Origin of the sequence: Ureibacillus endophyticus (assembly GCF_024159215.1) — a bacterium.
GTDB classification, from domain to species: Bacteria; Bacillota; Bacilli; order Bacillales_A; family Planococcaceae; genus Ureibacillus; species Ureibacillus endophyticus.
The window spans coordinates 864,478-889,829 of the sequence record NZ_JAMYWW010000001.1 but is presented as its reverse complement, the minus strand read 5'-3'; the positions used below and the strand labels follow the sequence as shown (position 1 = coordinate 889,829).

Below are 25,352 nucleotides of genomic sequence, written 5' to 3'. Positions count from 1 at the left end.
GTAATTCCTAGCTATTGTCTAAGTAAATTCATGTATACTATATAATTTTATAGCTATTATACTGTATTTTTACCCTTTTTTATATGTCTCTCTTCCCATTTTGTTATCAAAATTCGTCGAATAACTGCAATATTTTGAAATAATCGTACACCAAATGCAAAAATTGCAGCTAAATAAAGGTCAACTCCTAGATGTACACCTAAAAAGGCTAAACCCGCAGCTAATGCAATGTTGAAGAAAAATCCTGAAAGAAAAACTTTATCATCATATACTTGTTGCAAATTCGCTCTAATTCCACCAAAAATTGTATCAAGAGCAGCTAACACAGCAATGGATAGATAATTTTCATATACTACAGGAATTTGAATATCTGTAAGTAAGCCTAACGCTAGTCCTAAAAGTAAACCTAAAAATGGTAACCACATTTTTATTCCCCTTTATTGTTTTCAACCAAAAATGTATTTGATAATTTTCCGTCATACTCTTGAATTGTTAATTTTGTAACTGGTTTGTTAATTATTAAATGTAAGTTATCAAGATAAAAATCATCGCTAAATGTAGAAGCATATAAATAACCATAAAGTTTTTCTGCTTTTTCATAGCTTTCAGTAATGACGCGAATTTCTACATTTGATTTGTTAATGGCAAATCCGTTTATAGTAGTCTTACCATTAATATCCCGAATAGCAGATGTATGAACAAGTCTTTGCCCATCAATTTCAATGTAAATACCGTGGTATCGATAAATTTCATTAACTAATCGAATTAATAAATCAGGCGGAATAGACTCTACTTCTAATCCTAACGCAACTAATTCCATTGCTGGTTCAATTTTTAAAATTACTCCTGGACCCGATACAGCTTCAAGACCTGCTCTAATTTTTAAGTCCTCTACTGTATTCTTTAATATTTGCGCCTGGTTGTCTTTGTCATCATTTTCGTATTCATTAACAATAGATTTTAAAGAAACTATTTCTGATAATAATTCTGAATGCCGTTTTTTTTCTTCCGATAGTTCCTGACGTATTTCCCAAAGGTCTCTTGTATCTCTTTCTGCTGGATTTTGAATCGTATTATATTGAACTGCAATCATTAGCCCTACAATAAATGATACAATTGTTATTCTAATAACTATTCTTTTATTCAATTACAAATCCCTCCTATATCTGTTATTTTATGGGCTTGTCCGTTGAATAAAGGAGGTGTTCTACTCATCATTTATTGAAGGCATTTGAATATAATCATTCTCTTCAATTGTTACAACAATTCGATCGTTCAGTAATTGGTCAAAAACTCCACCAGTAATTTTTAGAGCAGAAATTAACGTTTCTCGATCGCCAACTGCTTCAATAATAAATGGAGCAGGATATTGTTTACCATCTATTGTAATAACGGGTCCATTACATCTGATGTATGAATTCGATTTAAGTCTTTGTCCATTAATTGAAATTGCTTCTGCTCCGGATACTTTTAATTCATTTATGACGTTGAAAACATGACTTTCATGAACGATATATTCATTGGGATTTGTTGAATTTGGATTATATTCTCCATCTTTTAAAGTGACACGTATTCCTTCACCATGCGCAGGAATTTCTCCTAGTAATAAGCGTAAATTTTCAGCCTCTTTAAGCAAATGCTCATAATCTTCTTCATTTTCTGCAAAGTCTTTTTCATATTCTCTTCTCTTCGTTTGTAAAGCAATAAGTTCTTCCGTAAGTTCTTTATTTCTTTCTTGCTGGGAAATTAACTCTTCTCTATAGGATTCTTCTTGCTCAAGGTAATTCGAATTCATTTTCACTTCATCTTTTGCAAGATTATAGGAATAACCAATCATAAATCCTGTGCTTATACATACAATTAGTACGATGAACTGTTTTTTCGTAAATTTGCTATTGTAATTGCGCTTCTTCATCGACTAACACTTCCTGTTCTTGTGCATCCATTTCTTCAAAATTAATATCCAATTGTGTATATTCATCGTTAAATGATTTATAGTAAGAACCTACCTCGATATCAATAATGCCTTTACTATAATCTGATGAATTTTCGATTTGAGCAACGATTGATGGGTAAAAGTTTAACTTCTCTGCTAAAGTTGTTATTTCGGCACGCACTTCGTAACCATCATTCATGTATAGTGTGATTGAATACGGATCTGCACTAGATGGAGTAGAATTAATTTGAGATATTAAGGCAAGAACAGTGGAATCTAATTTTGCCAATTCCTTCAATAGCCTTTTCCTTAATTTTTCATCGTCAAATTGTAAAAATAATGGTGCATCGATGGGTTCCAATGTATTCAATTCTTTGAATACATCACCATTTTCTAACATTGGATAGAATTCATTATCAAGAGAAATATAAGCAACCTTTTGCCATTCATTAACTTTTATTTCTACAGTGGTTAACCATTTTCTTTTTACTTCCACATCTTTAACCCAATATTGCTTCGCTATTCTTTCTTCAACATCACCAACATTAAACCCCCACATTGAGTCTCCAATTTGTAGTTGAGATTGTTTTATATAGTCTTTGTCTTCAACAAGATTGGACCCAGTAATTTTAATTTTATTTATTTCACTGTATGGTGATTGGAAATAAAGGAGTAAAAATAAAGTGAGGAAAAACAGAATGATTAATATCATAAATTTAAAGTTTGTTCTTTTTCTTCTCTTTTCTCTTAATGTTGGTATGCGATCTTCAATATCAATTACTTTATCCATATTTTTACTCCCCCTTCCTTTTACGTATTGTCAAAACTTATATATATAAATCGCTAATAATCGTTGGTTTTATAGTCTTTTACGCAAAAAAACTTGCCACCCCCTGGATTTTGGTGTTAGTTGAGGTTACCACACACAAAACTACCCAAAAAGGAAGTGACAAGTTTGTACCCTCAATTATTAGCGTATTTAATTGAATTTATCAAGTACCAAGAAAAAATAATTAAAATATTAATGGTGATAATATTTGGTAAGGCTGTTGGAAGTGTGCGTCCTGAACAGCCAATTAATAAAGAATACCGCAAGTTACAAGTTGATAAGTTACCCATTCTGTATCAACCTGAAAAAGCATCCTTTCAGGATTTACTAATCGCCTACTTCCATGAACATGGCAAAGAATTAAAGCCTGTAAGACGACACGCCAAGTCCAAATCAAAAGTACCTGAAAACCTCTGTTGTCCTAAGTGTGGTGCACCTTCCTCGTATTTGTATGCGAATAATGGTGCAAAAGGACAATATCAATGTAAGGTATGTGATTGCTTATTTAATCAAAAAAGTCGCTATCAGAAAGAGGCTATTCTTCGTTGCCCCCACTGTATGAAGACCTTAGAGAAAATTAAAGAGCGAAAAGATTTTCACATTTGGAAGTGTAAAAGTAATCAGTGTTCCTATTATTTATCCAATATAGGTCGAATGAGTAAGGAAGAAAAGACCCGATTTAAACAAGATCCACAGGCGTTTAAAGTGCGTTATATTTATCGTGAATTTTTGTTTGATTATCAACCTTTATCTCCAGCATCACCAGTAAAACCACGTGTAGATTTATCACGGATTCATACGTCATCCCATACACTTGGATTGATTTTGACATACCATGTGAATTACGGTATTTCAGCACGGAAAACAGCAGCGATTATGCAAGACATACATAATGTTTCCATTTCACATCAAACGATATTAAATTACGTGAACAGTGTCTCCATCTTGATGAAGCCCTTCGTTGATGGTTATCCTTATGAACTGTCCGATCAATTTTGTGGCGACGAAACGTATATTCGGGTTAATGGGAAATGGCATTACTTATTCTTTTTCTTTGATGCGGCGAAAAAAGTTATTCTCTCTTACCGTGTTTCGCCTAATCGCGATACATTGTCTGCCATTAAAGCAATCGATGATGTTTTACAAAAGTTCAAGGAGATTCCCGAAAACCTGAATTTAATCGTGGATGGCAACCCCATTTACTTATTAGCACAACACTTTTTCGCACAACATGACATTTGGTTTGATGTGACACAAGTGATAGGCTTAACGAACGAAGATCCAGTGTCAGCCGAATATCGTTGGTTGAAACAAATTATCGAACGTCTAAACCGGACATTTAAAGGGCATTACCGTGCGACAACAGGCTTTGGTTCCGAAGCTGGCTCGGTATCGTTTGTGACGATGTTTGTGGCCTATTTTAATTTCCTTCGACCGCATGCAAAGCTGGAAAAGCGTGTGCCGGTCATGATTCCAGAGTTGGACCAGATGCCACATATGCCAGCACGTTGGACAAAACTGATTGAACTGGCCCAATTGGAGTTAACGAAATAACCGCAGCCTACTTTTTTTAGCAGAGCCCTCAAATAACTACATACGAATGACAATCGGCGTAGCGAACTCTTGACAAACCGAATGGAGAAAAGGTTAAAATTGGTATTTGGCGAGGGTTATTTGGTGTGCCTACTTTTTCCCCTTCGCCCTCAAAAATATGGGCGCAACCTTTTCGGAATGTTTGTCAAGAGCGATTGTCCCCTCGTTCGGAGAGTACTTATCGCCCAATACCTTGTGTTTTTCAATTTTTCATAGAAGTTTTGACACTACCTCCTTTTATACAGAATTGGTTCGATTAGCAAATCCAACAACAATCGCTACCACAAACCATATAATCATCAAAGATGTTCCACCGTAGCTAATAAATGGTAGTGTTACTCCGGTTACAGGTATTAATCCAATTACTACGCCAATATTTAAACAAGCTTGGAACCCGACCATGCCCACCAAAGCAGATATCGCATAAAAATCTGAACTTTTTAATGATTGCAGTGCAAGTCCACAACCAGAATAAATAAATAAACCAAAAAGCACTAATACAACACAACCACCTAAAAAACCAATTTCCTCTAAAATAATGGAAAAAATAAAGTCGTTCTGTGGTTCTGGTAGATACAGGAATTTTTGACGGCTCTCTTGAAACCCATGCCCAAGTAATCCAGCAGGACCTATCGCAAGTAATGATTGTACTGCTTGGAAACCACTTCCTAACGGATCTTCCCATGGATTGATAAAAGCTTCAATACGTTTTAATCGATAAGGAGCAGAAGCAATTAAAGCAATTAAGCCAATTACTCCCATCACAATAAACCCGACATATAGCTTAATTGGGTATCTAGCAATAAACAATAAGATAAATGCCGAAACAACTAAAATGAATACTGAACCAAAGTCAGGTTGTAACATAATTAATGCACATGGAAGAATGATGATTAAAAAATGTTTTATTTGTACAACTCGTTCGTCATTTTTTACCTTGCCTAATAGAAAACTTAAATACATCAATGTTGTTATTTTAGCTAATTCTGCTGGTTGAATGGTTAATGGACCTAACCCAATCCAACTTTGAGAACCATTACGCACCAAACCAATACCAGGTACAAGTACTAAAACCAATAAAATTAACGAAAATACATATAGAGTAATCCAAGTCTTTTCCATTGTAAATGTAGGCATATTGGCAACTGTAAGAAATACTGCAATGGCTAAAATTAAATAAATTAGTTGCTTCAAATAGAACGGCATTTGTCCTTCATAATGAATTGAACTCCAATATGTACCCGCTGAATAAATAAAGAGAATTCCCATTAGTGACAAAAGAAATGCTGATATAATAAAAAGCCTTTTATAGGTAAACTTCAGTGAAGGCATCCTTTCGTAAGAACTTTTCATATAGCTATATTTGTGCTTAGATACAATTGAACATTGTACTAAGCACAAATCTTAAAGATTCATAACCGCATTAATAAACAAATCTCCGCGAACTTCAAAACTTTTATATTGGTCCCAACTTGCACATGCAGGTGATAATAATATCACTTCTCCACTTTCTGAAAGTGGAACTGCTTTTACAACAGCATCTTCAACATCTTGGGCAAGGATTGTTTGCTCAATACCACAAGACTTTGCAAATTCAATAAAACGTTCCCCTGTTTGCCCATATGCCACAACAGCCTTTACATATTGCATAGAATCTCGGAGCTCTTCAAAGGAATGGCCACGATCAAGTCCTCCAGCAATTAAAATAATTGGCTGTTGGAAAGCATTTAATGCCACCTTTGTCGCCAAACAGTTCGTTGCTTTTGAATCATTATAAAATTTACGTCCATTCCATTCACGGACAAATTGTGTACGGTGTCGAACACCTGTAAATGTTTTTAATACTTCTTCAATCGCCGATTTATCACAACCATATAGGATACAAGCGGCTATTGCTGCTAAAGCATTTTCTAAGTTATGTTTCCCAGGTAAAGCAATGTTCAAACGACTTAAGTATGGTTTTCCCATCCAATAAATTGTTTCTTCATCTGCACTAATACCCTCTTCAGTACGACCATTTGAGCTAAATGGAACTTTCTGAGCCTTTGATCGATCAGCAAACTTCTTTACGACTTCCTGACTTGTATTATAAATGAGCCAATCGTTTTCATCCTGATTTTTTGTAATATTAAATTTCGCTTCTGCATATTCCTCGAAAGTACCATGGTAGTCCAAATGCGCATCATATAAATTTGTTAAAATTGCGATATTTGGTTTAAACTCAATTGTTCCCATTAACTGGAATGAAGAGAGTTCTGTCACAATGACATTTTCTTTTTTCGCTTCTGCAGCGACTCCACATGCAACTGTTCCAATATTACCAGCGATTAAGGGTTGTTTTTGACCGTTATTTAACATTTCAAAAATTAAAGTTGTCGTAGTCGTTTTTCCATTTGTTCCTGTTATTCCAATAATTGGCGCTTCACTTATTAAATAAGCAAGTTCCACTTCAGTAATTACAGGTAATCCTCGATTGATTGCATCCACAATAATCGGATTTGAATAAGGAATCCCTGGATTTTTTACAATTAATTCAAATCCTTCATCTAATAAATCTTCTGGATGTCTACCACAAATAACAGTTATCCCCTTTTTCAGGAGTTCCTGTGCTTGAGGATTTTCATCAAATGGCTTTGAATCATTCACCGTAACGAAAGCTCCTAACTGATGTAGGAGCTCTGATGCAGCAACACCACTTTTTGCTAATCCGAGTACTAAAACTTTTTTATGTTGGAAATTTGAAATTTGAATCATATTAAGGCCTCCGTTAATACTGCAATTAATGCGACAACTAATGCTGTGGACCAAAATACTCCAACTACTTTACGTTCGGACCACCCAGATAACTCAAAATGGTGATGTATCGGACTCATTTTGAATATGCGTTTTTTACGCAATTTATAACTGCCTACTTGTAAAATAACCGAAAGTGTTTCAATCACAAAAACTAACCCAATCAATAAAAGTAATAATTCTTCTTTCACTATTACAGATACAAGTGCTAGAGATCCCCCTAAAGCAAGGGACCCTGTATCACCCATAAATACTTTTGCAGGGTTCGCATTGAAAATTAAGAAACCTAACAATGCACCTGTTACTGCAAAAGTAAATAGTGCAACGTCATGCTGTTCATTAAATAACGCGATGACCCCAAAAGCGGTAAATGCAATAGATGCAGTACCAGCAACTAAGCCATCTAATCCATCCGTTAAGTTGACAGCATTAGAAAAACCAACTAACCAGAAAATTAAAAAACCTACATATAAAATCCCAAAATCAATAGAGATATCTGTAAAAGGGATACTTATTGATGTATCAAATGTCCCTAAACGTAATAATAGGAAAGCAGCAATTGAAATAATAATTTGGCCAATTAACTTTTGGATAGAAGTTAACCCAAGATTACGTTTAAAAATAACTTTGATTCCATCGTCTAAAAACCCGATTAACCCAAAGCCTGCTAATACAAGTATCATTACAACTGACTGAGTTGTAAACAAGTTATAAATATTCCCAACAATTACCGTCGTAGCAATGATAGATATTAGAAAGATAATACCACCCATCGTTGGTGTTCCAGCTTTTTTCATATGCGACTGCGGGCCTTCTTCGCGGATACTCTGTCCAAACTTCAATCTACGTAGAATTGGAATTGCTATTGGTGCTAAAACCACAGAAGCGATAAAAGATATTGCTAGAATGGTTATTGTTGTTAAAATTGTCATGTTAAATCTCCTTTAAAGTCTTGTTCTTAATAAATCATCATAAGTAATTTACTATTAATTAAGAACTAAATGAACTAGTTATTATCTAAATACAAATGAATTGTACCATCTTGTTCAAGGATGTTTTCAGGCTCAGGTAACTGGGCAGTAACGACATTTCCATCACCATGTATTTCAATTTTAAATGGATATTGTAATTTCATAATGTCCTTTTTTTCATATCCAATTAAATTTGGTACTCGTTCAGTTATCGGATCTCCCCATCGATATTGTTTTTCAAGTTGACCTTCTCGATTTACTTCTAACCCAATTTTAGGAGCAATATCTTCAATAATTTGTCCAACAATTGGAGCTGCAATCGTACTACCAAAAATTAAAGATCCTTTAGGGTTATCAACAGCAACATAAACGACTACTTCCGGATTATTGGCAGGTGCAAATCCAATAAAGGATACAATGTAATCACCATCTTTGTAGCGGCCGTTTTCTACTTTTTGTGCAGTACCTGTCTTACCACCAATTCGTAAACCATCACGGAAAGCAGCACGTCCAGAACCATTCGCTACAACGGATTCCAATGCTTCTCGTACCTTTTTAGAAGTTTCCTCGCTAATTACAGTACGCTTTAGTTCCGGTTTATTCTCCACTAAAACTTTACCAGTTTCCGAATCATAAACTTTTGAAACAACATATGGAGTATATAATTTCCCACCATTTACAGCCGCAGCGACTGCCTGTACTTGCTGTATTGGTGTTACAGAAATCCCTTGACCAAAGGAGGTGGTTGCATGTTCAACAGGGCCGTATGCTTCTTTTGAGAATAAAATCCCCGAAGCTTCACCAGCAATATTTGATCCTGTTGGTTCACCAAATCCAAAGTTTCTAATATATTGTTGAAGCTTTGTTGGTCCTACACGTTGACCTAATTCAATAAATCCTGGGTTACATGAATTCTCCACAACTTGTAAAAACGTTTCAGTACCATGACCTTCTCGTTTCCAACAACGAAGTCTTGCTCCTTCTACAATTGTGTACCCTTTATCATGGAATGTATCCTTTTCTAAATCCACTACCCCTTCTTCAAGAGCTGCACTTAATGTGATGATCTTAAAGGTAGACCCTGGCTCATATGTCATCCATACTGGTAAGTTTCGATTGTAAATTGAAGAATCTACATCTTCAAAATTCGAAGGGTCATATGTAGGGTAAGAAGATAATGCTAATATTTCTCCAGTATTGACATTCATAGCAATTGCTAATGCTTGATCAGCATCATATTTTTCCATGGCCTGAGCTAATTCCCGTTCTACCACCTGTTGAACATCTAAATCAATCGTCAATTCTACCGTTGCACCTTGATCTCCTTCTCGCCATTCATCGTCCACATGTGGAAGTGAATTACCCTTTGCATCCGTGAAAAGACGAATAGCAGCATCTTTAGAAGTTAGTAATTTATCGTATTGGTACTCAATACCAGCTAGTCCCTGTGTATCGTAACCTGTAAAACCAATAAATCTTGATAATAAGTTGCCGTAGGGATAATGTCGAACATAATCTACTCCTGTATATAGGCCATCTATTTTCAATCCTTGAATTTGGACGGCTTGTTCATACGTAATATTTTTTGCTTCAGGTGCCAATTTCACAAGATAATCCCTTGTATTCATTTTTTCGAAAAGTTTTTTTTCATCAATTTTTAACACTGAAGCAATCTGTTTTGCAGCAAGTTCAATATTATCATTTTGTGCAGGCATAAAATAGAGGGTTGGAGCAAGTTTATTTGTTACCAATACATTCCCATTCCTATCTACAATTTCACCACGTTCAGCTGCAAATGGAATTTCACGATCCCAATTTTCTTTCGCTAATTCTGTTAATTTATCGTGCTGAATCACCTGTACATAAAATAGCCTTATGACAACTGCAATCCCAAAAAGAATAAACCCATAAATAATTAATTTCAAGCGACTTTTTGAAATGGTAGAAATCCACTTCATTTTATCTTCACACCTCGTTTTTAACAAAGTATGATTTGAAGTGGACATCTATTCTATTTCCTTATTAATCTTGTGGTATTATCTCGCCTTCTTCTTCAGTCTCTTCTGTTTCTTTTTCTGGAACTGTATACATTTCTTTTGGTGTTTTAAGTTTAACTACAATCGGAGAAGAATCGTAAACAACCGTATTTGCCGATACGCTTTGACTTTCTACATAACCATCCCCAACAATTTCAATTGGTAACCCTGACATCATTTTATATACTAGTACATTTCGTAATGACCAGTTTTCAAATGATGGTAAGGATATCTCACCATCTGTCTTTAAAAATATTAAACTACCTTTAGTAATCGCTAGATTTTTGTCAGGATACTGGTCTGTTATCGTACCACCTTCACCGATAATTATTGGCGTTAATCCTTCATTCTGTAATTCAACTTGAATACTATCTGAATTTTTCCCAATATAGTCACCCATCGCTACTGTTTGAACTTTTGCAGCATCTTCCGGTTTAATATTTAAATATTTCAAGCTATTTTGTACTACAGATGTAAAGATTGCCGCTACTGGTTCAGATCCAACTTCTGTTGGTGCTAATTTTGGGCGCTTTACTGCTACATAAACAATTAGTTGAGGATCATCTATTGGCGCTAGTCCTAAGAAAGAATATAAATAATTATTTTTTCCATAGTAATAACCGCCACCTGGTTTAGCAATTTGTGCAGTACCAGTTTTTCCTCCAACCTCATAGCCCTCTACTTTAAATCTTTGAGCAGTACCGACTTCAGAAGTAATCGTTGAAGCTAATATTTCACGAACTTGCTTAGCGGTTGCTGCTGAAATTGGCTGACCTTTCGTTTTTGGTTCATGTTTCTTTATTGTTTTTTCATTTTCAGAATCTACTATTCTATCAATTACATATGGCTGCATCATCTTGCCATCGTTTGCTACAGCTGTCATAGCTTGTACTAGTTGAATCGGTGTTACCGTAGACCCTTGACCAAAGGAAGTGGTTACACGATTGATTGGGTACGTTGTTAATAATGTTCCCGTTGCTTCTCCAGGTAAATCAATGCCTGTTTTTTCACCGAAACCAAACTTTTTCATATAATTGATAAAAGTTTCATCGCCAATCATTTGTAATAAATGTGCCATCGCTGTATTAGCTGATCGCTGGAAACCTTGTAAATAACTAATTCTCCCCCAACCGACATTATTATGATCTCGAATTGTTCTATCTAAGATTGTGTAGCTCCCTGATTGGAATTCAGCATTCGGATGCCAGTTTCCGGTTTCAATAGCTGTAGCCAATGTAAAGGTCTTCATTGTAGAACCTGGCTCAATCACATCTTCAATTACATCATTTAACCAGTTATTTTCTAAACCTTCACGTGTGTCCGGATCAAAGGTTGGTCGTTGAGACATTGCTAATATTTCTCCGGTTTTTGGATTTGCTACAACAGCTACCATGGACTCGGGAGAATATTGTTTATAAACCTTAGACATTGATTCTTCTAAAAAATTTTGAATTGTTTTATCTAAAGTTAAATAGATATTACTTCCATCTACAGCAGGCTGAATCATTTTTTCGCTATTCGGTAATAGATATCCAAAAATATCACTCTCGTATTTCATTTTTCCATCTGTACCTGTAAGTTCTTTATTATAAATTGATTCTAGCCCCATTTTCCCCACAGTTTTATAAGAACCATCTTCTTGTTCTTCTTTTTGTGCAAAACCAACTAAGTGAGAAGCAAATGCACCGTTTGGATAATAACGTTTTTTATCACTAGCAAATATAATTCCAGGAAGCTTCTCTTTATCAATTTCATTCATCAGTTCATGACTAATACTACGACCCGCCACTCCAAATTCAACCTGGTACGGCTGTCTTCCATCACTTAATTTTCTAGTTAAAATTTTATAGATTTCAGATTCATCCATTGCAATGTATTTAGATAGCACTTTTGCCGTATAATCTGGATCTTGTACGTGTTTTGGATCCTCAGGATTAGTTGTGGCTTTTGGGTTTACAACTGCTATTAATCGATAACTTAGTGTGTCTTCCGCAATAATATTTCCATTACGGTCAAGAATCTTTCCACGTTCTGCCGATAATACCGCTTCTTTCTCATAAAGAGCCGCAGCTTTCACCTCTAATTTTTGACCATCTACTACACCTGTTGCCTGAATGAAAAAAATACGAATAAATAATGCAAAAAAGAGCCCTCCATAAAGTAATAACATTAGAAAGGCTCCCCATTGGAATCGAAATTTCTTTTTACTCATTCTCCCGGCACTACCTTTACATTGTTCTCGTTAAGAGTTAAACCGAGTGCTTTTGCTTTTTCCCAAATTCGCTCATACGTTGATAATTCACTAACTTGAACTTTTAAATCAACATTTTGTTTCTCTATCTCAGCAATTTGTTTTTCAATTTTTTGTATGTCATATGTTGTTTGTTGAATTGTGCTTTGTTTGTGTAAAATTGAAACCGCTAGAAAAGCAACAACTACGACAAAAGCAATATATAAAAGTCTTTCTTTTAGTGTAATTATTTTTTTGGATTTTTGAACTTTTTGTTTCTTAGAGGGCTGCTGCTGTGGTGGTGCGACAGGCTGCTGGATATATGAATGTTGTCTAACACGAACTGCCATTTACCCACGTCCTTTATCAAATATTTTCTCAGCAATTCTAAGTTTTGCTGATCTTGAACGATTATTTAATGTAAGTTCCTCTTCTGAAGGGAGAATCGGTTTTTTCGATACAAGCTTTAAAACCGGTTTAAATTCATCAGGAACTACTGGTAAACCAGGTGGTAAATCTGGAAGAGAGGATGCCTCTTTAAAAATTGTCTTCGTTAAACGATCCTCTAATGAATGGAAAGTAATAACGCTTATGCGTCCTCCAACTTTTAACATTTCGATTGCATCCACTAATGAATCCTCAGCAGCACCAAGTTCATCATTAACGGCAATGCGTATTGCTTGGAAAATTCTTTTTGCTGGGTGCCCCCCTTTACGTCTTGCGGGTGCGGGAATTCCTTCTTTAATTAGTTCAACAAGTTGTCCAGTCGTTTCAATAGGAGCATGTTTTCTTGCTTCTTCAATTTTTCTTGCAACTTGTTTTGAGAATTTTTCTTCACCGTAGCGGAAAAAGATACGAACTAAATCTTCATAGGACCATTCATTTACAACATGATAAGCAGTTAAGTCTGCTGTTTGATCCATACGCATATCTAGAGGTGCATCATGGTGGTAACTAAATCCGCGCTCTGGGGTATCCAGTTGAGGTGAAGAAACACCTAGGTCATAGAGAATGCCATCGATTTTTGGTATATTTAATTGCTGCAATTCTTGCTTTATATATCGGAAGTTTGAATGTACGAACGTTACTTTGTCTAAGTATGGTTGTAGGCGTATTTTTGCATTGTTTATAGCTGTCATATCCTGGTCGAAACAAATTAAACGACCTTCTGAGGATAATTGTTGAACTAAATATTCACTATGTCCTGCCCCGCCTAGAGTACAATCAACATAAATTCCTTTTGGATTGATGTTCAATCCATCAACAGTTTCTTTCAGTAATACGGTTGTATGATCGAACATAAACCTTGCTCCTTTTGCGTTTTCTAGAAGTCAAATCCAATTAAATTTTCTGCAATTTCATTAAATGATTCTTCAGCTTCGTTGAAATAAGATTCCCAAGCACTTTTAGCCCAAATTTCAATTTTATTCGAAACACCTAACACCACACATTCCTTTTCAAGCTTTGCGTAAGTTGCTAGGCTAGCTGGGATATTAATTCGTCCTTGTTTATCTATTTCAACCTCTGTTGCCCCTGAAAAGAAAAACCTCGCAAATGCACGAGCATCCTTTTTCGTCATAGGCAGTTCTTTTAATTTTTCTTCGAGTTTTCGCCATTCATCCATAGGATAGCCAAAAAGACAGTTATCAAGTCCACGAGTTATTACGAATGTACTTCCTAATGATTCTCGGAACTTTGAAGGTATAATGAGACGTCCTTTTGTATCAACGGAATGTTGATATTCCCCCATGAACATGCTACTCACCCCACTTTAATAAATAATGTACCACATTCCCCCACTTTCCTCCACACTTTTAAATAGATTGTAATTAAACTTTTATAATTTGTGTAAATAGTACTTTTTTAAGTTTTTACTCCTAAGTTAATAGACACAAAAAAAGAGTTATCTCATTTGAGATAACTCGAAAATGATAAAAATTATATTACAAATATACTACAAAATGGTTATTCGAAATCGACATTGGTAATCCACATAGTTCTTTAATTAATGTAGGACCATAAATATTTAAATATTGGAATGGGTTATATACTCGTTCTTGCAATGTTTCATTCGGATAAATTTCAGCATTAATGGTATTAAATTGACGAAGTGTTTTATCATGTTTAATTAAAACTTCTTGGTCTATCTTTTTACCTAAATATTGTAACTGCATTTGGTGATATTGTTTATTCTTTTCTATGATGACATCTAAGTTAATTGATTGTGAACTTAAATACGAACCCAGTTCTTTATATTGAGCATCTAGTATCTCATATATTTTTGCAATCTGTTCTTTTGCATCAATATCTTGAACACGCTCTATAAATTGTTCTTTCATTTCAGTTACTTTTCCATTGATTATTTGAGGAATAGTTAAATCGATGTTTATCAATAATTGCTCTACTTTTCTTGTTACAATGGTGATATTTAACCTCGGTGCTAAAATTGGCATTTGTAAGTCAAGGCAATGAAAAGCATCTTTTAACGTTGCCCAGTATGCAAGCTCACCTGGACCACCGACAAATGCTAAAACAGGGATTGTCATTTCTTGCATTAATGGCCTAGTCACTACGTTATTACTTAAACATTCAGGTGAAGTTGATGCAATATCTAACAAATGATTTTCTGTAAATTTATATAATCCATTCGCATCTTGATATTGCCCATTCTTTCTCTCTAATAAAAATCGTTCACCCTCATGGACATAAAAAAGGTTAGCATTATCAATACCTGCATTAATAGGCGTACCATATCCAGCAGCATTTAATAGTGCCTCTTTTTCAACCACTAGTTTTGCAATTTCTTCATTGTGATTGATGATTTTCTCAAAAAATGATGATTCATATTTACGAAACGGTGTAAACGCAGCATCAATCATTAATAACCCTTCGTTTTTAAACAATTCATTCATTGTATATGTAAAGAATTGCGTAAACGTCGAGCTTTGTTCCACATGTTTTTGAAGCATATTCAACAAATCATTTGTATACTCTGTTTCACCATAATTTTCAAAAATTATTTCAATTAACTCTTTTAATTGTTCTTTTTGTATAACTGTCGCAGATGCCATTGTTTTTTTACGAGATCTTACGTCATACACTTTTTTCTTTGGAGTTTCGTTCACAATTGTGTACGTATGATTAATTTCCTCAATATCATGATCTTCTCCAGCAATCCAGAAAAGTGGGACAATTTTTTCTCCTAATTTTTCACTCTGTTGTTTTGCTAACAAGATAACAGATATCGCCTTGTGAACAGAATATAATGGACCCGTTAAAATTCCCGCTTGTTGGCCACCTACTATTGCAACTGCACCATTATGTAAACTTTGTAAATTTTCTTCTTGTTTTTGTGAAATACCATAAGGCTCCATATACGATCGAATAACATTACTTAATTCCACACTGTTGTAATGTCTATTTTTTAAATACTCGTATCGACTCTTAAAGGAATAATCGTTATATTCGTATTGAAAAAAGGAGTTAAGCTTTTCCCAATGTGACCAATAATCATTTAATAATTGATTGGTAACTGGTATTTCAATTTGTTCCAGTTTCATAAAAAATCTCCTCTACTTTTATAAACAGTTCACAAAAGATGTTCTATTTAAAAAATATTTTTATATACACTTCATTTATTGTAATGCTTAAAAAGCTTTCTTCAAAAGAAAATGCTTATTAATTGACATAGTTAATAATACTTTGAACTAGCCCTACAATCCAGACAATAAAATAACAAAGAGTTAAAAGGATAAAGAATAAGCGCCATACCTTTTTAAATAACGGCAATACTTCTATTTCCTTTTTTGTTCTCCAATCTATGTATGTAAATATAATTGCAATTATTATAGCAATACTAATAATAAGTATACTCAAATTCACTTCCCATAGACTTTTAATTGACAGTGGGACTGAAAAAAAGAGTACAAAAGTTGTTACATCTGACGAATAGCCAAATGATTTTGATTTACTCTTTTTTCTTTTTCGGCAAATAAAAAATGATATAAAAAATAGAATAATTGGGAATAGAATGATGGTACTAATTACGTATTGGAATAATATTTTCACATTTTCTCACCGCTCTCCTCCACCGCAAGTAATAGATGATATAGTGTTGATAATATTGGTAAAGATTTTCCCCTAACCTGCGCCTTTTTAATAACTGCACCAACAATTGTTTTCACTTCAGTCTGACGATTATGTATTCGATCTGCTAACATAGAAGAGGTATTTGATGCGGTTTGGATACATAGTTTTTTTACATCTGCAAACTGAAAACGTTCCCTTTCTTCTGGGAAGGCATCCATTAATTCGTTATAAAGATCCTCTAGTAATTTTAATGAGTGTACATTCTCTACCAATTCCCCATTCTTCACCATTAATAATGTGGTTAATGGATTAATAAAGCAATTCAGTAATGCCTTTTCAAATAACATTTGCTCCGCATTCTCTATATATTCAGTAGGGAAATTTTGTATTTTCAATTCAGAAAGGGTATGTAATATTTTTTCTTTCCCTCTTCCCATCGCAAGTTTTAACACACCAATTCCTCGATGAGCTACCGTATATTGATTGATTTTTTCCGCTCCAAATTGACAAGAACCAAAGAGAATCGTTTCTTGTGGTAAACATAATGCTTCCTCGTAATGAGCCAAACCATTTTGTAAAAATAAAATTGGAATGTTTTTATGTTGTGTTTCTAGTATTTTATAAATATTTTGTAATTGGTTATACTTTACCGCCACAATAATTAACGTATCTTCTGATAGTGGTGTAAGATGAGATTTGATATTAACTTTAGTCTTACTAATTGTTCCATCCAAGTTTTCCCGAACTAAACCATGTTCATGTAGGGCTGTTGTTTGTTCATTTGATCGAACAATAAGTGATATATCATGAAAAGACTCCGATAGAAAACTAGCAACTAACATTCCAACAGAACCTGCTCCAATAATTGTAATCTTCATATAATCACCCACTTATTTTATACATGAAAGTAAAGGGAGTGTCTGAAACTTATTTTGAGACACTCCCTTAATAACGAGGATAGTGATAATTTATTCTACTACCGCAAGAGCCAAGCTTTGTCTTTAATATTTACTGTATGAGAAGAAGGCTGTTCAGTAAAGTTCCACTTACTGGACAGCCCCTGTTTTTAATTTCTTTATATTATACTGGAAATACCGGATGTTTTCGATAAGGGAATGTAATTTGTTTGCTTGAGTAATAATGTAACCGATCTGTTAAGGTTTCACGAAGTTCGGACGGTGCAATAATATCATCTATCACCATTTCTGAAGCTAGCTTATATATATCAATCTCTTCTTTATACTCATCAATTTTTTCTTTTACAAATTTCATTCTTTCTTTTACATCTTTTATTTCCTCTATTTTTTTAGAATAGACTGCATTTACTGCTGCTTCTGGACCCATAACAGCAATTTGAGCTGTTGGTAACGCAATACATACATCTGGTTCAAATGCAGGACCACACATCGCGTATAACCCTGCACCATATGCTTTTCTGACGATGACAGAAATTTTCGGGACCGTTGCACTGCTCATAGCTGATATAAATTTCGCACCATGTCGAATAATGCCCGCTCGTTCTACTTTTGTTCCAATCATAAAACCTGGAACATCCGCTAAAAACAATAAAGGGATGGAGTAAGCATCACATAATTGAATAAATTTTGCGGCTTTATCTGCGGAGTCAACGAATAATACTCCACCTTTTACTTTCGGTTGATTGGCAATTATGCCTACTGTTCTTCCAGATATTCTTGCAAGTCCTGTTATTAATTCTGGGGCAAATAATTTTTTTATTTCAAAAAAACTATCCTCATCAATCAGTTGATCGATTAATTCATACATATCAAAAGGTACATTTTGATTTTCCGGAATGATTTCTTCCAAAGTACGCCCTGCAACAGGTGGTTTACTTTCTATTATCTTTGGCTTTTCACTAAAGTTCGCACCAAAATAGGATAAGTATTTTCTAGCACTTTCTATTGCTTGTTGCTCTGTTTGTACTAAAAGATCTCCACATCCACTAATTGTACAATGCATTTTTGCGCCGCCCATTTCCTCTAACGATACTTTTTCGCCAATTACTTTCTCAGCCATACGAGGCGACCCTAAATACATCGATGCATTGTTTTCAACCATTATGACGATATCACAAAACGCTGGTATATATGCTCCCCCTGCCGCGGATGGGCCAAATAATAAACAAATTTGTGGAATCATTCCACTTAATTTTACTTGATTATGGAATATTCGACCTGCACCACGTCTTCCAGGAAACATTTCTAGTTGATCTGTAATACGTGCACCTGCAGAATCGACTAAGTACAATAGTGGAACTTGTAGTTTTTCAGCGGTTTCTTGGATACGAATAATTTTTTCAACCGTTCTTTTTCCCCAAGACCCTGCTTTGATTGTCGAATCATTTGCCATAACACACACTGTTTGACCTTCAATTTTCCCAATCGCACAAACTACACCATCTGCTGGCAAATCCTTCTCTACACAATTTGCAAAACGACCATCTTCTTCATATTCACCATCATCAAAAAGGAGATTTAATCTATCTCGAACAAATAATTTATTTTTCTCCTTTAATTGATTGTGATATTTCTCCGATCCACCAGCTAATATTTTTTCGATATTTTCCGATAATTTTTCGTTATAGAGTTTCATGCCATACTCTCCTCTTTGTATTGGCTATGTCCATTATGAAAAAGTGATTAAAACATCATCTTCGTTTACGAAATCTCCTTCAGCAACATGTACTTTCGTTACAACACCATCGTCTTCTGCTTCAAAAGGAATTTCCATTTTCATAGATTCAATAATAATAACCGTTTGGCCCTTACTTACTTGTTGACCTTCTTTTACTAATACTTCAAATACTGTACCGGCCATTTGGGATCGTAATTCTGCCATCTATGACTCCCCTTTAAAAAATTAATTTCTTAGTATTTTTGTTTATTTTTGATGTTCAAAAAAACTTGACCCTTGTTGTAGCCATTTTAAGATTTTTTCATGTTCTGTTTGTAACTCTCTATATTTAATTTCTAACTCATTGTAAGCTTCTGTTAATTCATCAAAGCTATTTAATGCTAGTTTTAAATGACTTCTCATTAATTGCTTTGGTCGTTTCCTAACACTATTTAACATTTGGCCATATTGCTGACGCAAAGTTTTATTCCAACGAAAACCACATGCTTGTTTAGTACGATTTAATACGGTTGCCGCTTCTGCAAAAGCTTCTAATTGGGTTTTTCCATTTTGAACAGCTTGAATAACGATTTCTGCTAATTTTTCATCGTCTTCGGCTGTCCATTGATCTTTACGTCTTTTTCCATCCATGATTATCACCTCACATTTTTTACTACTATATGCTGTCAAATAGAATAAATAGAAGCATTCAATAGAAAAAGTAAGTTGTGACTAATAAAGTTCTTTCTAGCTTTAAAAAAATAAAAGTAATTTTCACAAATAACTATAAAAATTAGTATCATTACAAAGTAAAACAGCAATCAAGAAGCATTCGTAAGATTTTAAGTAAATCTTTTACAGAACTCTACTAATTAAAAAAACGCCTCATATAGAGACGTTAATCAGTTCAAATTATTTAGAATTGGATTTATTTAAGAAAGCTTGTACAGCTTCGTTATGCGCATCGCTTTCCCATAGTTTTGCACATAGTCTTATTTCTTCCATTACACGATCATAGATATTTCTTTCTTTCCATTTACGTAATTCAATTTCTTTATATGCTTGATGAACAGATGGATGAATTTTTCTCATATTAGCAATAAATTCTTCTAGAGCTTGTTCTTTAGAGCCTTCAAAAACCCGCATAGCCCAACCAATTTCATGTAAAAGTTGTGCATCATATACTTTTGCATCTACTAACATTTTTAATGCTCGGTCGTGTCGTAAACCTCTTTCAAAAAGATATGTTCCTCCACCCCATCCACTTGTTATAGCTAAAGTACCTTGAATAAAACCACATTTTGCATGAGAAGCCACTAATCTAAAATCACAAGCTGTAGCAATTTCGCAACCACCACCAACTGCTGCTCCATTAATTAAAGCAATTGTTGGTACACGAAGCGTTGCTAAATCATATAGAATGTTTCCCATCTTACTCAACATGCCAAATGCTTGTTCTTCCGTATGTAAACTATGAAACTCTGATAAATCTCCACCTGAACAGAAAGCTTTTTCACCTGCACCTGTAACAACTAAAAAACGTACATCTTCATGCTCTTTTATGTAAGTAATAACTTCTTTTAAGCCTTCCATTACCTCGTCATTTACAGCATTTCTTTTTTCTTCCCGATCAATTGTAAATGTTAGTACCCCATCATTATTAGAAATTTTATAAGCCAATCTTAACATCCCCTTTATGATTGCTATTTTAACATAATGAACTATCTTGATTTAAATAGTAAAGGACTTATTTATATTTGACAAGTGACCTGAAAAAATTTTCCTTTAAAAAATAATAAAAGGCTATTAGAGAGCCATGGCCTCTCTAATAGCCTCAACTAGTAAATACTGAATTATTTACTAACTACTTCTTTACCTTTGTAGTGTCCACATGCTTTACATACGTGGTGAGCTAAAGTTGCTTCTCCACAGTTTGGGCAAGCTACCATACCAGGTACAGATAATTTGAAATGCGTACGACGCTTTCTTTTTGCAGTTTTAGAAGTTCTTCTAAATGGTACAGCCATTATTGGCACCTCCTTACAGATTATCTATTCATCTGTTTGATCAAAATACTTTGCTAAAGCAGCAAGTCTTGGATCCACTTTTGGTTCGTCATTTTCGTTTTGACGTGCAACATCTTCTTCTGTTGAATAACTCCAGCCTTTTCCACCTTGTACTTGTCCTTCAGTATTTTCTTTAAATACTTGCATCGGAATTTCTAAAAGCACAAGTTCTTCTAAAACTGGTTTTAAGTCGATTACTTCTCCATCAATATAATGAATATCTTCTTCATCGTCATTACCACGAAGTTCAGGATCTATCCAGCTGAAAATTTCAACTGCATCGACTTTAATTGGATATTCAACATCTTCCCATGTGCGGGCACAAGGAAGTGTTAATGTTGCCGTCAGCGTAAACTGACAAGTCATTTGTGATGCACCGAAAGTACAGTGTCCTTTAACATGAACAGGTGAAATATGACGAATATCGCTATTTCGTTTCTTTACATCATCCAATTGTACTTCTGCATCTATCGGCATCCCATTTTGGCGATACTTCGATAATTGATGAATTGACCACTTCATTCATTAATCACCTCGAGACAACAATGTTGATTATATAATGTGTATTTTTAGATGTCAAGATATTTTCTTGTCACTATACTAATTAAACATTATAATTTTTATAAATAGAACATCTTTTGAGCAAAAATTTCACCGATATGATTCACTTTGAAATGTGACAGTATAAGTATTGTGTTACAAAACATATGGGTAGATTATGCTATAATTTCGTTACCCAATAAAGATATCAAAAATAACATTTAAACCTATGGGGTGTATCAATGAAAGCAGTTGGTGTAATCGTAGAATATAATCCATTTCACAATGGACATCATTACCATATTACTGAATCAAAAAATGAGACAGGTGCAGACATTGCTATTGCCGTAATGAGTGGACAATTTTTACAACGCGGAGAACCCGCACTAGTTGATAAATGGCACCGCGCTAAAATGGCACTCTCTAGTGGAATTGACATCGTTATTGAACTTCCATACGTTTTTTCAACGGGAAACGCTACTCACTTTGCAGAGGGAGCTACACAACTTTTAGACGCCATACAATGTGAATCCTTTGCATTTGGCAGTGAGCAAGGGACTATTCAGCCGTTCTTAAATACCCTTTCTTTATTAAAAAAACACAACGAGGAATATAACGCCCTTATCAAACAATTTGTATCAACTGGGCTTAGTTATCCCCAAAGTTTATATATGGCATACGAAAAACTAAAAAAGCTAGAAGAAAACGACTATATTGACTTGGCACAACCGAATAATATACTGGGTTATCATTATATTGAAGCAGCTGATCGATTGAACTTAACTATAAAACCTGTAACGATACAACGAATACAAGCAGGTTATCATGATTTAATTAATACTGATTTATCCATCGCTAGCGCTACAGGTATACGAAAATCACTATTTGAAACTTTAAATTTAGATGAAATAAAAAAATTCGTACCAACAACAACGTTTACTCAATTAAATGCATGGTGTAAATCACATAATCAATTTATTAATTGGGATACATTATGGCCTTTATTACGATATGCCATTTTACGAAATACTCCTGAACAGCTTACTCAATATGCAGATGTTACAGAAGGTATCGAACATGCGCTAATTAAAGCGGCTAGAAAGAGTACTTCATTCTCTCAATTCATGACAAACTTAAAATCAAAGCGTTATACATGGACAAGGCTACAACGCATGATTACACATATTTATACTGGCATTACAAAAGAGACCTTACACCAATTTTCAAAACCATCTTATATTCGCTTATTAGGTATGACCAGTGCTGGCCAAAAATATTTATCTGAAAACAAAAAGAGCTTTAAATTACCTTTAATAAGTCGAGTTGCCTCAACAAAAGACCCTATGTTACAATTGGACCTCCGCGCAACAGAAATGTACGCACAAGGTTTAAGTTTAATTAGTCAGCATGAACCTAATGGAGATTACCAAACACCGCCTATTCGCTTATAGATAAGGCTCCAATTAGATATAAACTAAAAGCGAGTTAGTGAACTAAATTCTGTTCACTAGCTCGCTTTTTTGAAGCTTATTTTGTTTCTTTTGGTGATAAGTTTCGTAAATAGTTAAGAGCATCATCAATATTTTTTACAGGAACAATTTGCATATCCGTTTTTATTTTTTTGGCCGTTTCAACAGCAGCCTCATAGTTTGTTTTTATATTTGGATTCAACTTTTTCATATTCTCTGTTATTTCATCATCTGGGGCAAAAAAGATTTCCATTCCATCTTCATGGGCAGCGACTACTTTCTTTTCAATCCCGCCAATTCTACCAACCGTTCCATCTTCATGCATCTCTCCTGTGCCTGCAATGTTATATCCTTTAGATAAATCTTCATCAAGTAATTGATTTAAAATTTCTAGTGTAAACATTAAGCCAGCTGATGGGCCCCCAATATTTTCTGCATTCACATTCACTAAAGGGTCTGTTTTAATAGACTTACTTTCTGAATATGTAATCCCAATTCCAACCCGGTTGTGTTCTTCTCCCGGTATTTCTTTTAAAGTAAGTGTTTTATCTAATAATTCTTCATTTCGATTTATGACTAGTTTTACTTCTTCATTAAGGGTTTTCTTACTTAAAATTTTAGTTAATTCTTCAGTTCGATTAATTAATTTGCCATCTATCTCTACAATTTCATCACCAGGTCGTAACTTACCATCTGCTGCCCCACCTGATAGTACGTTTAATACTGTGATTCCATTGTATTCAATTGTATAAGGTAAATTCGCTTTCTTAAACGCAACGAAAAGAGCATTAAATTGGGAATCGGTCATGAGCTTAAATTGTCTAACACTATATTCTTCTTCATCTTCTTCTTCTTGACGAACTTCTTCCATTTCCATTATTTCTTCAAACTCTCGAAAATACGCAATCACAAAGGTAAGAGGTGTTGCTGGAGCCATTGCAACTGTCATGAGGCTAAGAGATCCGCTGTCGTCTTGATCTCCTCCATCAACAGTTACAAACTGGCTAACATCATAGGCACTACCAGGTTTCATAATATAATAGTCGAGTTTATAAAAAGCTAAGAAAAATACAATCAATAACGGAATCACTACAGTGAATAGTGCCTTTTTCAATATTTATTGCACCTCCAGATGTAACAAATTAATAGACTAAAAATTTAAATTATCGCATATATTAGTTTAGCATTAGAGGATTTGGAAAACAAAAATTTGAAAAGAGATGATGCTTATTCCACTAGTATATTTATTAATTTGTATCACTTTAATTTGTTTATTGTTGCTATTCCCTGGGGTAGCCCATCAAGGTACAGATTTGGGCATTGATTTATTTATGGAGGCATTATTTCCATATTTATTGCCTTATTTAATTCTGACCCAATGGTTTATACGTTTAACACCTAATACGAACAACTCTTTATCACGATTTCAATTATATTTAAAAACATATGGAATTAGCGCATTAGGAGGCTTTCCTACAGGAGCAGCTACTATTACGTATTTGAAAAAAAGCAAACAAATCTCCTTAAAAGAAGCGAACATCCTCTTAAGTATTTGTCATAGTCCAAGCCCTCTATTCGTACTTGGATTTGTTGGAAATGATTTATTAAATGATACGACATTTAGTTGGCAGTATTTAATCTTATACCATGTTTTTTCACTAATCATCCTTGGATGTTTTTATTTTTATTTTGGACAAGGACAGAATGAATCGCTAACCTTTACAGAAGTCAAATCTACTAAACAACCAAACCCATTTACTAGTAGCATTAAAGATAGCATCCCTACTGTTTTAGTTGTGGGATCGACAATTATTTTCTTTACAACAATTTATACAGTTGTCATTCATTCATTGAAAAGCTTTTTTCCAGAAATACATAATGGGATTATGCTCACAATAGCAGCAATGCTTGAAATGACAAACGGCTTAAAAATTGGTAATGAATTATTTAGTGGACAACCATCACTATTACCAGTTATCCTAGCCCTCTTCTTAACAACTCAAAGTTTAAGTATTCATATGCAAGTTGCTGTTATTGCAAAAAGTGAACAACTTTCGCTAAAGCCATACACAATAATGCGATTATTTTATGCCTTGCTAATTCCATTATTATACTGTTTAATTTTCATTTAAAAAAATGGACAAAATCACATTTTATGATTTTGTC

Annotated in this window: 25 protein-coding genes; 3 read left to right on the top strand and 22 right to left on the bottom strand. The window is 34.3% G+C overall.

Going from position 1 to position 25,352, the window contains the following annotated elements; translation table 11 throughout:
- Positions 1-56: 56 nt before the first annotated feature.
- The 4 genes from NKR20_RS04335 to NKR20_RS04320 are packed head-to-tail and all read right to left on the bottom strand — an operon-like array spanning position 57 to position 2,726.
- Positions 57-425, bottom strand: a complete 369-nt coding sequence (locus tag NKR20_RS04335) for a small basic family protein (RefSeq protein WP_253423897.1) — start codon at positions 423-425, stop codon at positions 57-59.
- A gap of 2 nt (positions 426-427) precedes the next feature.
- A complete protein-coding gene (locus tag NKR20_RS04330) occupies positions 428-1,147 on the bottom strand; it encodes a DUF881 domain-containing protein (RefSeq protein ID WP_245987401.1) in 720 nt (239 codons plus the stop codon).
- Positions 1,148-1,207: 60 nt separating this feature from the next.
- A complete protein-coding gene (locus tag NKR20_RS04325) occupies positions 1,208-1,915 on the bottom strand; it encodes a DUF881 domain-containing protein (protein ID WP_253423894.1) in 708 nt (235 codons plus the stop codon).
- The gene (locus NKR20_RS04320) at positions 1,893-2,726 is read right to left on the bottom strand and encodes a cell division protein FtsQ/DivIB (protein ID WP_253423891.1); all 834 of its coding nucleotides are present in this window, start codon (positions 2,724-2,726) and stop codon (positions 1,893-1,895) included. Before NKR20_RS04320 ends, NKR20_RS04325 begins: the two co-directional genes overlap by 23 nt.
- Positions 2,727-2,891: 165 nt before the next feature.
- Here NKR20_RS04320 and NKR20_RS04315 point away from each other — a divergent pair, with 165 nt between their 5' ends.
- Positions 2,892-4,319, top strand: a complete 1,428-nt coding sequence (locus NKR20_RS04315; RefSeq protein WP_253428046.1) for a DDE-type integrase/transposase/recombinase — start codon at positions 2,892-2,894, stop codon at positions 4,317-4,319.
- 276 nt (positions 4,320-4,595) lie between these two features.
- Here the strand turns inward: NKR20_RS04315 and NKR20_RS04310 are convergent, their stop codons facing one another.
- From NKR20_RS04310 to NKR20_RS04230, 17 genes are all read right to left on the bottom strand, one after another.
- Positions 4,596-5,690, bottom strand: coding sequence for an FtsW/RodA/SpoVE family cell cycle protein (locus NKR20_RS04310; protein ID WP_121212898.1), 1,095 nt, complete (start codon positions 5,688-5,690; stop codon positions 4,596-4,598).
- A gap of 72 nt (positions 5,691-5,762) precedes the next feature.
- The gene (murD, locus tag NKR20_RS04305; RefSeq protein ID WP_253423888.1) at positions 5,763-7,112 is read right to left on the bottom strand and encodes a UDP-N-acetylmuramoyl-L-alanine--D-glutamate ligase; all 1,350 of its coding nucleotides are present in this window, start codon (positions 7,110-7,112) and stop codon (positions 5,763-5,765) included.
- Positions 7,109-8,083, bottom strand: a complete 975-nt coding sequence (mraY, locus tag NKR20_RS04300) for a phospho-N-acetylmuramoyl-pentapeptide-transferase (RefSeq protein ID WP_121212896.1) — start codon at positions 8,081-8,083, stop codon at positions 7,109-7,111. Before mraY ends, murD begins: the two co-directional genes overlap by 4 nt.
- Positions 8,084-8,157: 74 nt before the next feature.
- Positions 8,158-10,080, bottom strand: a complete 1,923-nt coding sequence (locus NKR20_RS04295; protein ID WP_253423885.1) for a stage V sporulation protein D — start codon at positions 10,078-10,080, stop codon at positions 8,158-8,160.
- 64 nt (positions 10,081-10,144) lie between these two features.
- Positions 10,145-12,370 (bottom strand): penicillin-binding protein, encoded by a 2,226-nt coding sequence (locus tag NKR20_RS04290; RefSeq protein ID WP_211330846.1) that lies wholly within the window; start codon positions 12,368-12,370, stop codon positions 10,145-10,147.
- Entirely contained in the window at positions 12,367-12,738 is a 372-nt protein-coding gene (gene ftsL, locus NKR20_RS04285) for a cell division protein FtsL (RefSeq protein WP_121212894.1), read from the bottom strand. Before ftsL ends, NKR20_RS04290 begins: the two co-directional genes overlap by 4 nt.
- Positions 12,739-13,689 (bottom strand): 16S rRNA (cytosine(1402)-N(4))-methyltransferase RsmH, encoded by a 951-nt coding sequence (gene rsmH, locus NKR20_RS04280; RefSeq protein WP_121212893.1) that lies wholly within the window; start codon positions 13,687-13,689, stop codon positions 12,739-12,741.
- 23 nt (positions 13,690-13,712) lie between these two features.
- Complete coding sequence (gene mraZ, locus NKR20_RS04275) at positions 13,713-14,144, bottom strand: division/cell wall cluster transcriptional repressor MraZ (protein ID WP_253428044.1); 432 nt, start codon at positions 14,142-14,144, stop codon at positions 13,713-13,715.
- 187 nt (positions 14,145-14,331) lie between these two features.
- The gene (bshC, locus tag NKR20_RS04270) at positions 14,332-15,948 is read right to left on the bottom strand and encodes a bacillithiol biosynthesis cysteine-adding enzyme BshC (RefSeq protein WP_253423882.1); all 1,617 of its coding nucleotides are present in this window, start codon (positions 15,946-15,948) and stop codon (positions 14,332-14,334) included.
- 118 nt (positions 15,949-16,066) lie between these two features.
- Entirely contained in the window at positions 16,067-16,456 is a 390-nt protein-coding gene (locus tag NKR20_RS04265) for a DUF3397 family protein (protein WP_121212890.1), read from the bottom strand.
- The gene (locus NKR20_RS04260; protein WP_253423879.1) at positions 16,453-17,355 is read right to left on the bottom strand and encodes a ketopantoate reductase family protein; all 903 of its coding nucleotides are present in this window, start codon (positions 17,353-17,355) and stop codon (positions 16,453-16,455) included. The genes NKR20_RS04265 and NKR20_RS04260 overlap by 4 nt, the downstream gene beginning before the upstream one ends.
- A 202-nt stretch (positions 17,356-17,557) precedes the next feature.
- The gene (locus tag NKR20_RS04255) at positions 17,558-19,090 is read right to left on the bottom strand and encodes an acyl-CoA carboxylase subunit beta (RefSeq protein ID WP_253423876.1); all 1,533 of its coding nucleotides are present in this window, start codon (positions 19,088-19,090) and stop codon (positions 17,558-17,560) included.
- Positions 19,091-19,123: 33 nt separating this feature from the next.
- Positions 19,124-19,336 (bottom strand): acetyl-CoA carboxylase biotin carboxyl carrier protein subunit, encoded by a 213-nt coding sequence (locus NKR20_RS04250; RefSeq protein ID WP_121212887.1) that lies wholly within the window; start codon positions 19,334-19,336, stop codon positions 19,124-19,126.
- 42 nt (positions 19,337-19,378) lie between these two features.
- Positions 19,379-19,762 carry a transcriptional regulator gene (locus tag NKR20_RS04245; RefSeq protein ID WP_121212886.1) on the bottom strand — a complete coding sequence of 128 codons (384 nt, stop codon included), beginning with the start codon at positions 19,760-19,762 and terminating at the stop codon, positions 19,379-19,381.
- 261 nt (positions 19,763-20,023) lie between these two features.
- Positions 20,024-20,791 carry an enoyl-CoA hydratase/isomerase family protein gene (locus NKR20_RS04240; protein WP_253423873.1) on the bottom strand — a complete coding sequence of 256 codons (768 nt, stop codon included), beginning with the start codon at positions 20,789-20,791 and terminating at the stop codon, positions 20,024-20,026.
- 173 nt (positions 20,792-20,964) lie between these two features.
- On the bottom strand, positions 20,965-21,138 hold the full coding sequence (gene rpmF / locus NKR20_RS04235) for a 50S ribosomal protein L32 (protein ID WP_036202717.1): 174 nt from the start codon (positions 21,136-21,138) through the stop codon (positions 20,965-20,967).
- Positions 21,139-21,162: 24 nt separating this feature from the next.
- Positions 21,163-21,699 carry a YceD family protein gene (locus tag NKR20_RS04230; protein WP_253423870.1) on the bottom strand — a complete coding sequence of 179 codons (537 nt, stop codon included), beginning with the start codon at positions 21,697-21,699 and terminating at the stop codon, positions 21,163-21,165.
- Positions 21,700-21,959: 260 nt separating this feature from the next.
- Here NKR20_RS04230 and NKR20_RS04225 point away from each other — a divergent pair, with 260 nt between their 5' ends.
- Positions 21,960-23,168, top strand: a complete 1,209-nt coding sequence (locus NKR20_RS04225; RefSeq protein WP_253423867.1) for a nucleotidyltransferase — start codon at positions 21,960-21,962, stop codon at positions 23,166-23,168.
- Positions 23,169-23,244: 76 nt separating this feature from the next.
- Here NKR20_RS04225 and NKR20_RS04220 read toward each other — a convergent pair whose 3' ends face one another.
- The gene (locus tag NKR20_RS04220; protein WP_253423864.1) at positions 23,245-24,300 is read right to left on the bottom strand and encodes a SepM family pheromone-processing serine protease; all 1,056 of its coding nucleotides are present in this window, start codon (positions 24,298-24,300) and stop codon (positions 23,245-23,247) included.
- A gap of 109 nt (positions 24,301-24,409) precedes the next feature.
- On the opposite strand from NKR20_RS04220, the gene NKR20_RS04215 reads away from it, so the two are divergent.
- Positions 24,410-25,318 carry a hypothetical protein gene (locus NKR20_RS04215; protein ID WP_253423861.1) on the top strand — a complete coding sequence of 303 codons (909 nt, stop codon included), beginning with the start codon at positions 24,410-24,412 and terminating at the stop codon, positions 25,316-25,318.
- Positions 25,319-25,352: the final 34 nt, after the last annotated feature.

What these genes read in the sequence shown, in the direction of transcription:
- NKR20_RS04245 (WP_121212886.1), bottom strand. Translation starts at nt 19,762, where the DNA reads ATGGATGGAAAAAGACGTAAAGATCAATGGACAGCCGAAGACGATGAA.
- mraY (WP_121212896.1), bottom strand. Translation starts at nt 8,083, where the DNA reads ATGACAATTTTAACAACAATAACCATTCTAGCAATATCTTTTATCGCT.
- bshC (WP_253423882.1), bottom strand. Translation starts at nt 15,948, where the DNA reads ATGAAACTGGAACAAATTGAAATACCAGTTACCAATCAATTATTAAAT.
- rsmH (WP_121212893.1), bottom strand. Translation starts at nt 13,689, where the DNA reads ATGTTCGATCATACAACCGTATTACTGAAAGAAACTGTTGATGGATTG.
- NKR20_RS04230 (WP_253423870.1), bottom strand. Translation starts at nt 21,699, where the DNA reads ATGAAGTGGTCAATTCATCAATTATCGAAGTATCGCCAAAATGGGATG.
- NKR20_RS04260 (WP_253423879.1), bottom strand. Translation starts at nt 17,355, where the DNA reads ATGAAGATTACAATTATTGGAGCAGGTTCTGTTGGAATGTTAGTTGCT.
- rpmF (WP_036202717.1), bottom strand. Translation starts at nt 21,138, where the DNA reads ATGGCTGTACCATTTAGAAGAACTTCTAAAACTGCAAAAAGAAAGCGT.
- murD (WP_253423888.1), bottom strand. Translation starts at nt 7,112, where the DNA reads ATGATTCAAATTTCAAATTTCCAACATAAAAAAGTTTTAGTACTCGGA.
- NKR20_RS04325 (WP_253423894.1), bottom strand. Translation starts at nt 1,915, where the DNA reads ATGAAGAAGCGCAATTACAATAGCAAATTTACGAAAAAACAGTTCATC.
- NKR20_RS04250 (WP_121212887.1), bottom strand. Translation starts at nt 19,336, where the DNA reads ATGGCAGAATTACGATCCCAAATGGCCGGTACAGTATTTGAAGTATTA.
- NKR20_RS04255 (WP_253423876.1), bottom strand. Translation starts at nt 19,090, where the DNA reads ATGAAACTCTATAACGAAAAATTATCGGAAAATATCGAAAAAATATTA.
- ftsL (WP_121212894.1), bottom strand. Translation starts at nt 12,738, where the DNA reads ATGGCAGTTCGTGTTAGACAACATTCATATATCCAGCAGCCTGTCGCA.
- NKR20_RS04310 (WP_121212898.1), bottom strand. Translation starts at nt 5,690, where the DNA reads ATGCCTTCACTGAAGTTTACCTATAAAAGGCTTTTTATTATATCAGCA.
- NKR20_RS04225 (WP_253423867.1), top strand. Translation starts at nt 21,960, where the DNA reads ATGAAAGCAGTTGGTGTAATCGTAGAATATAATCCATTTCACAATGGA.
- NKR20_RS04215 (WP_253423861.1), top strand. Translation starts at nt 24,410, where the DNA reads ATGCTTATTCCACTAGTATATTTATTAATTTGTATCACTTTAATTTGT.
- mraZ (WP_253428044.1), bottom strand. Translation starts at nt 14,144, where the DNA reads ATGTTCATGGGGGAATATCAACATTCCGTTGATACAAAAGGACGTCTC.
- NKR20_RS04335 (WP_253423897.1), bottom strand. Translation starts at nt 425, where the DNA reads ATGTGGTTACCATTTTTAGGTTTACTTTTAGGACTAGCGTTAGGCTTA.
- NKR20_RS04320 (WP_253423891.1), bottom strand. Translation starts at nt 2,726, where the DNA reads ATGGATAAAGTAATTGATATTGAAGATCGCATACCAACATTAAGAGAA.
- NKR20_RS04290 (WP_211330846.1), bottom strand. Translation starts at nt 12,370, where the DNA reads ATGAGTAAAAAGAAATTTCGATTCCAATGGGGAGCCTTTCTAATGTTA.
- NKR20_RS04295 (WP_253423885.1), bottom strand. Translation starts at nt 10,080, where the DNA reads ATGAAGTGGATTTCTACCATTTCAAAAAGTCGCTTGAAATTAATTATT.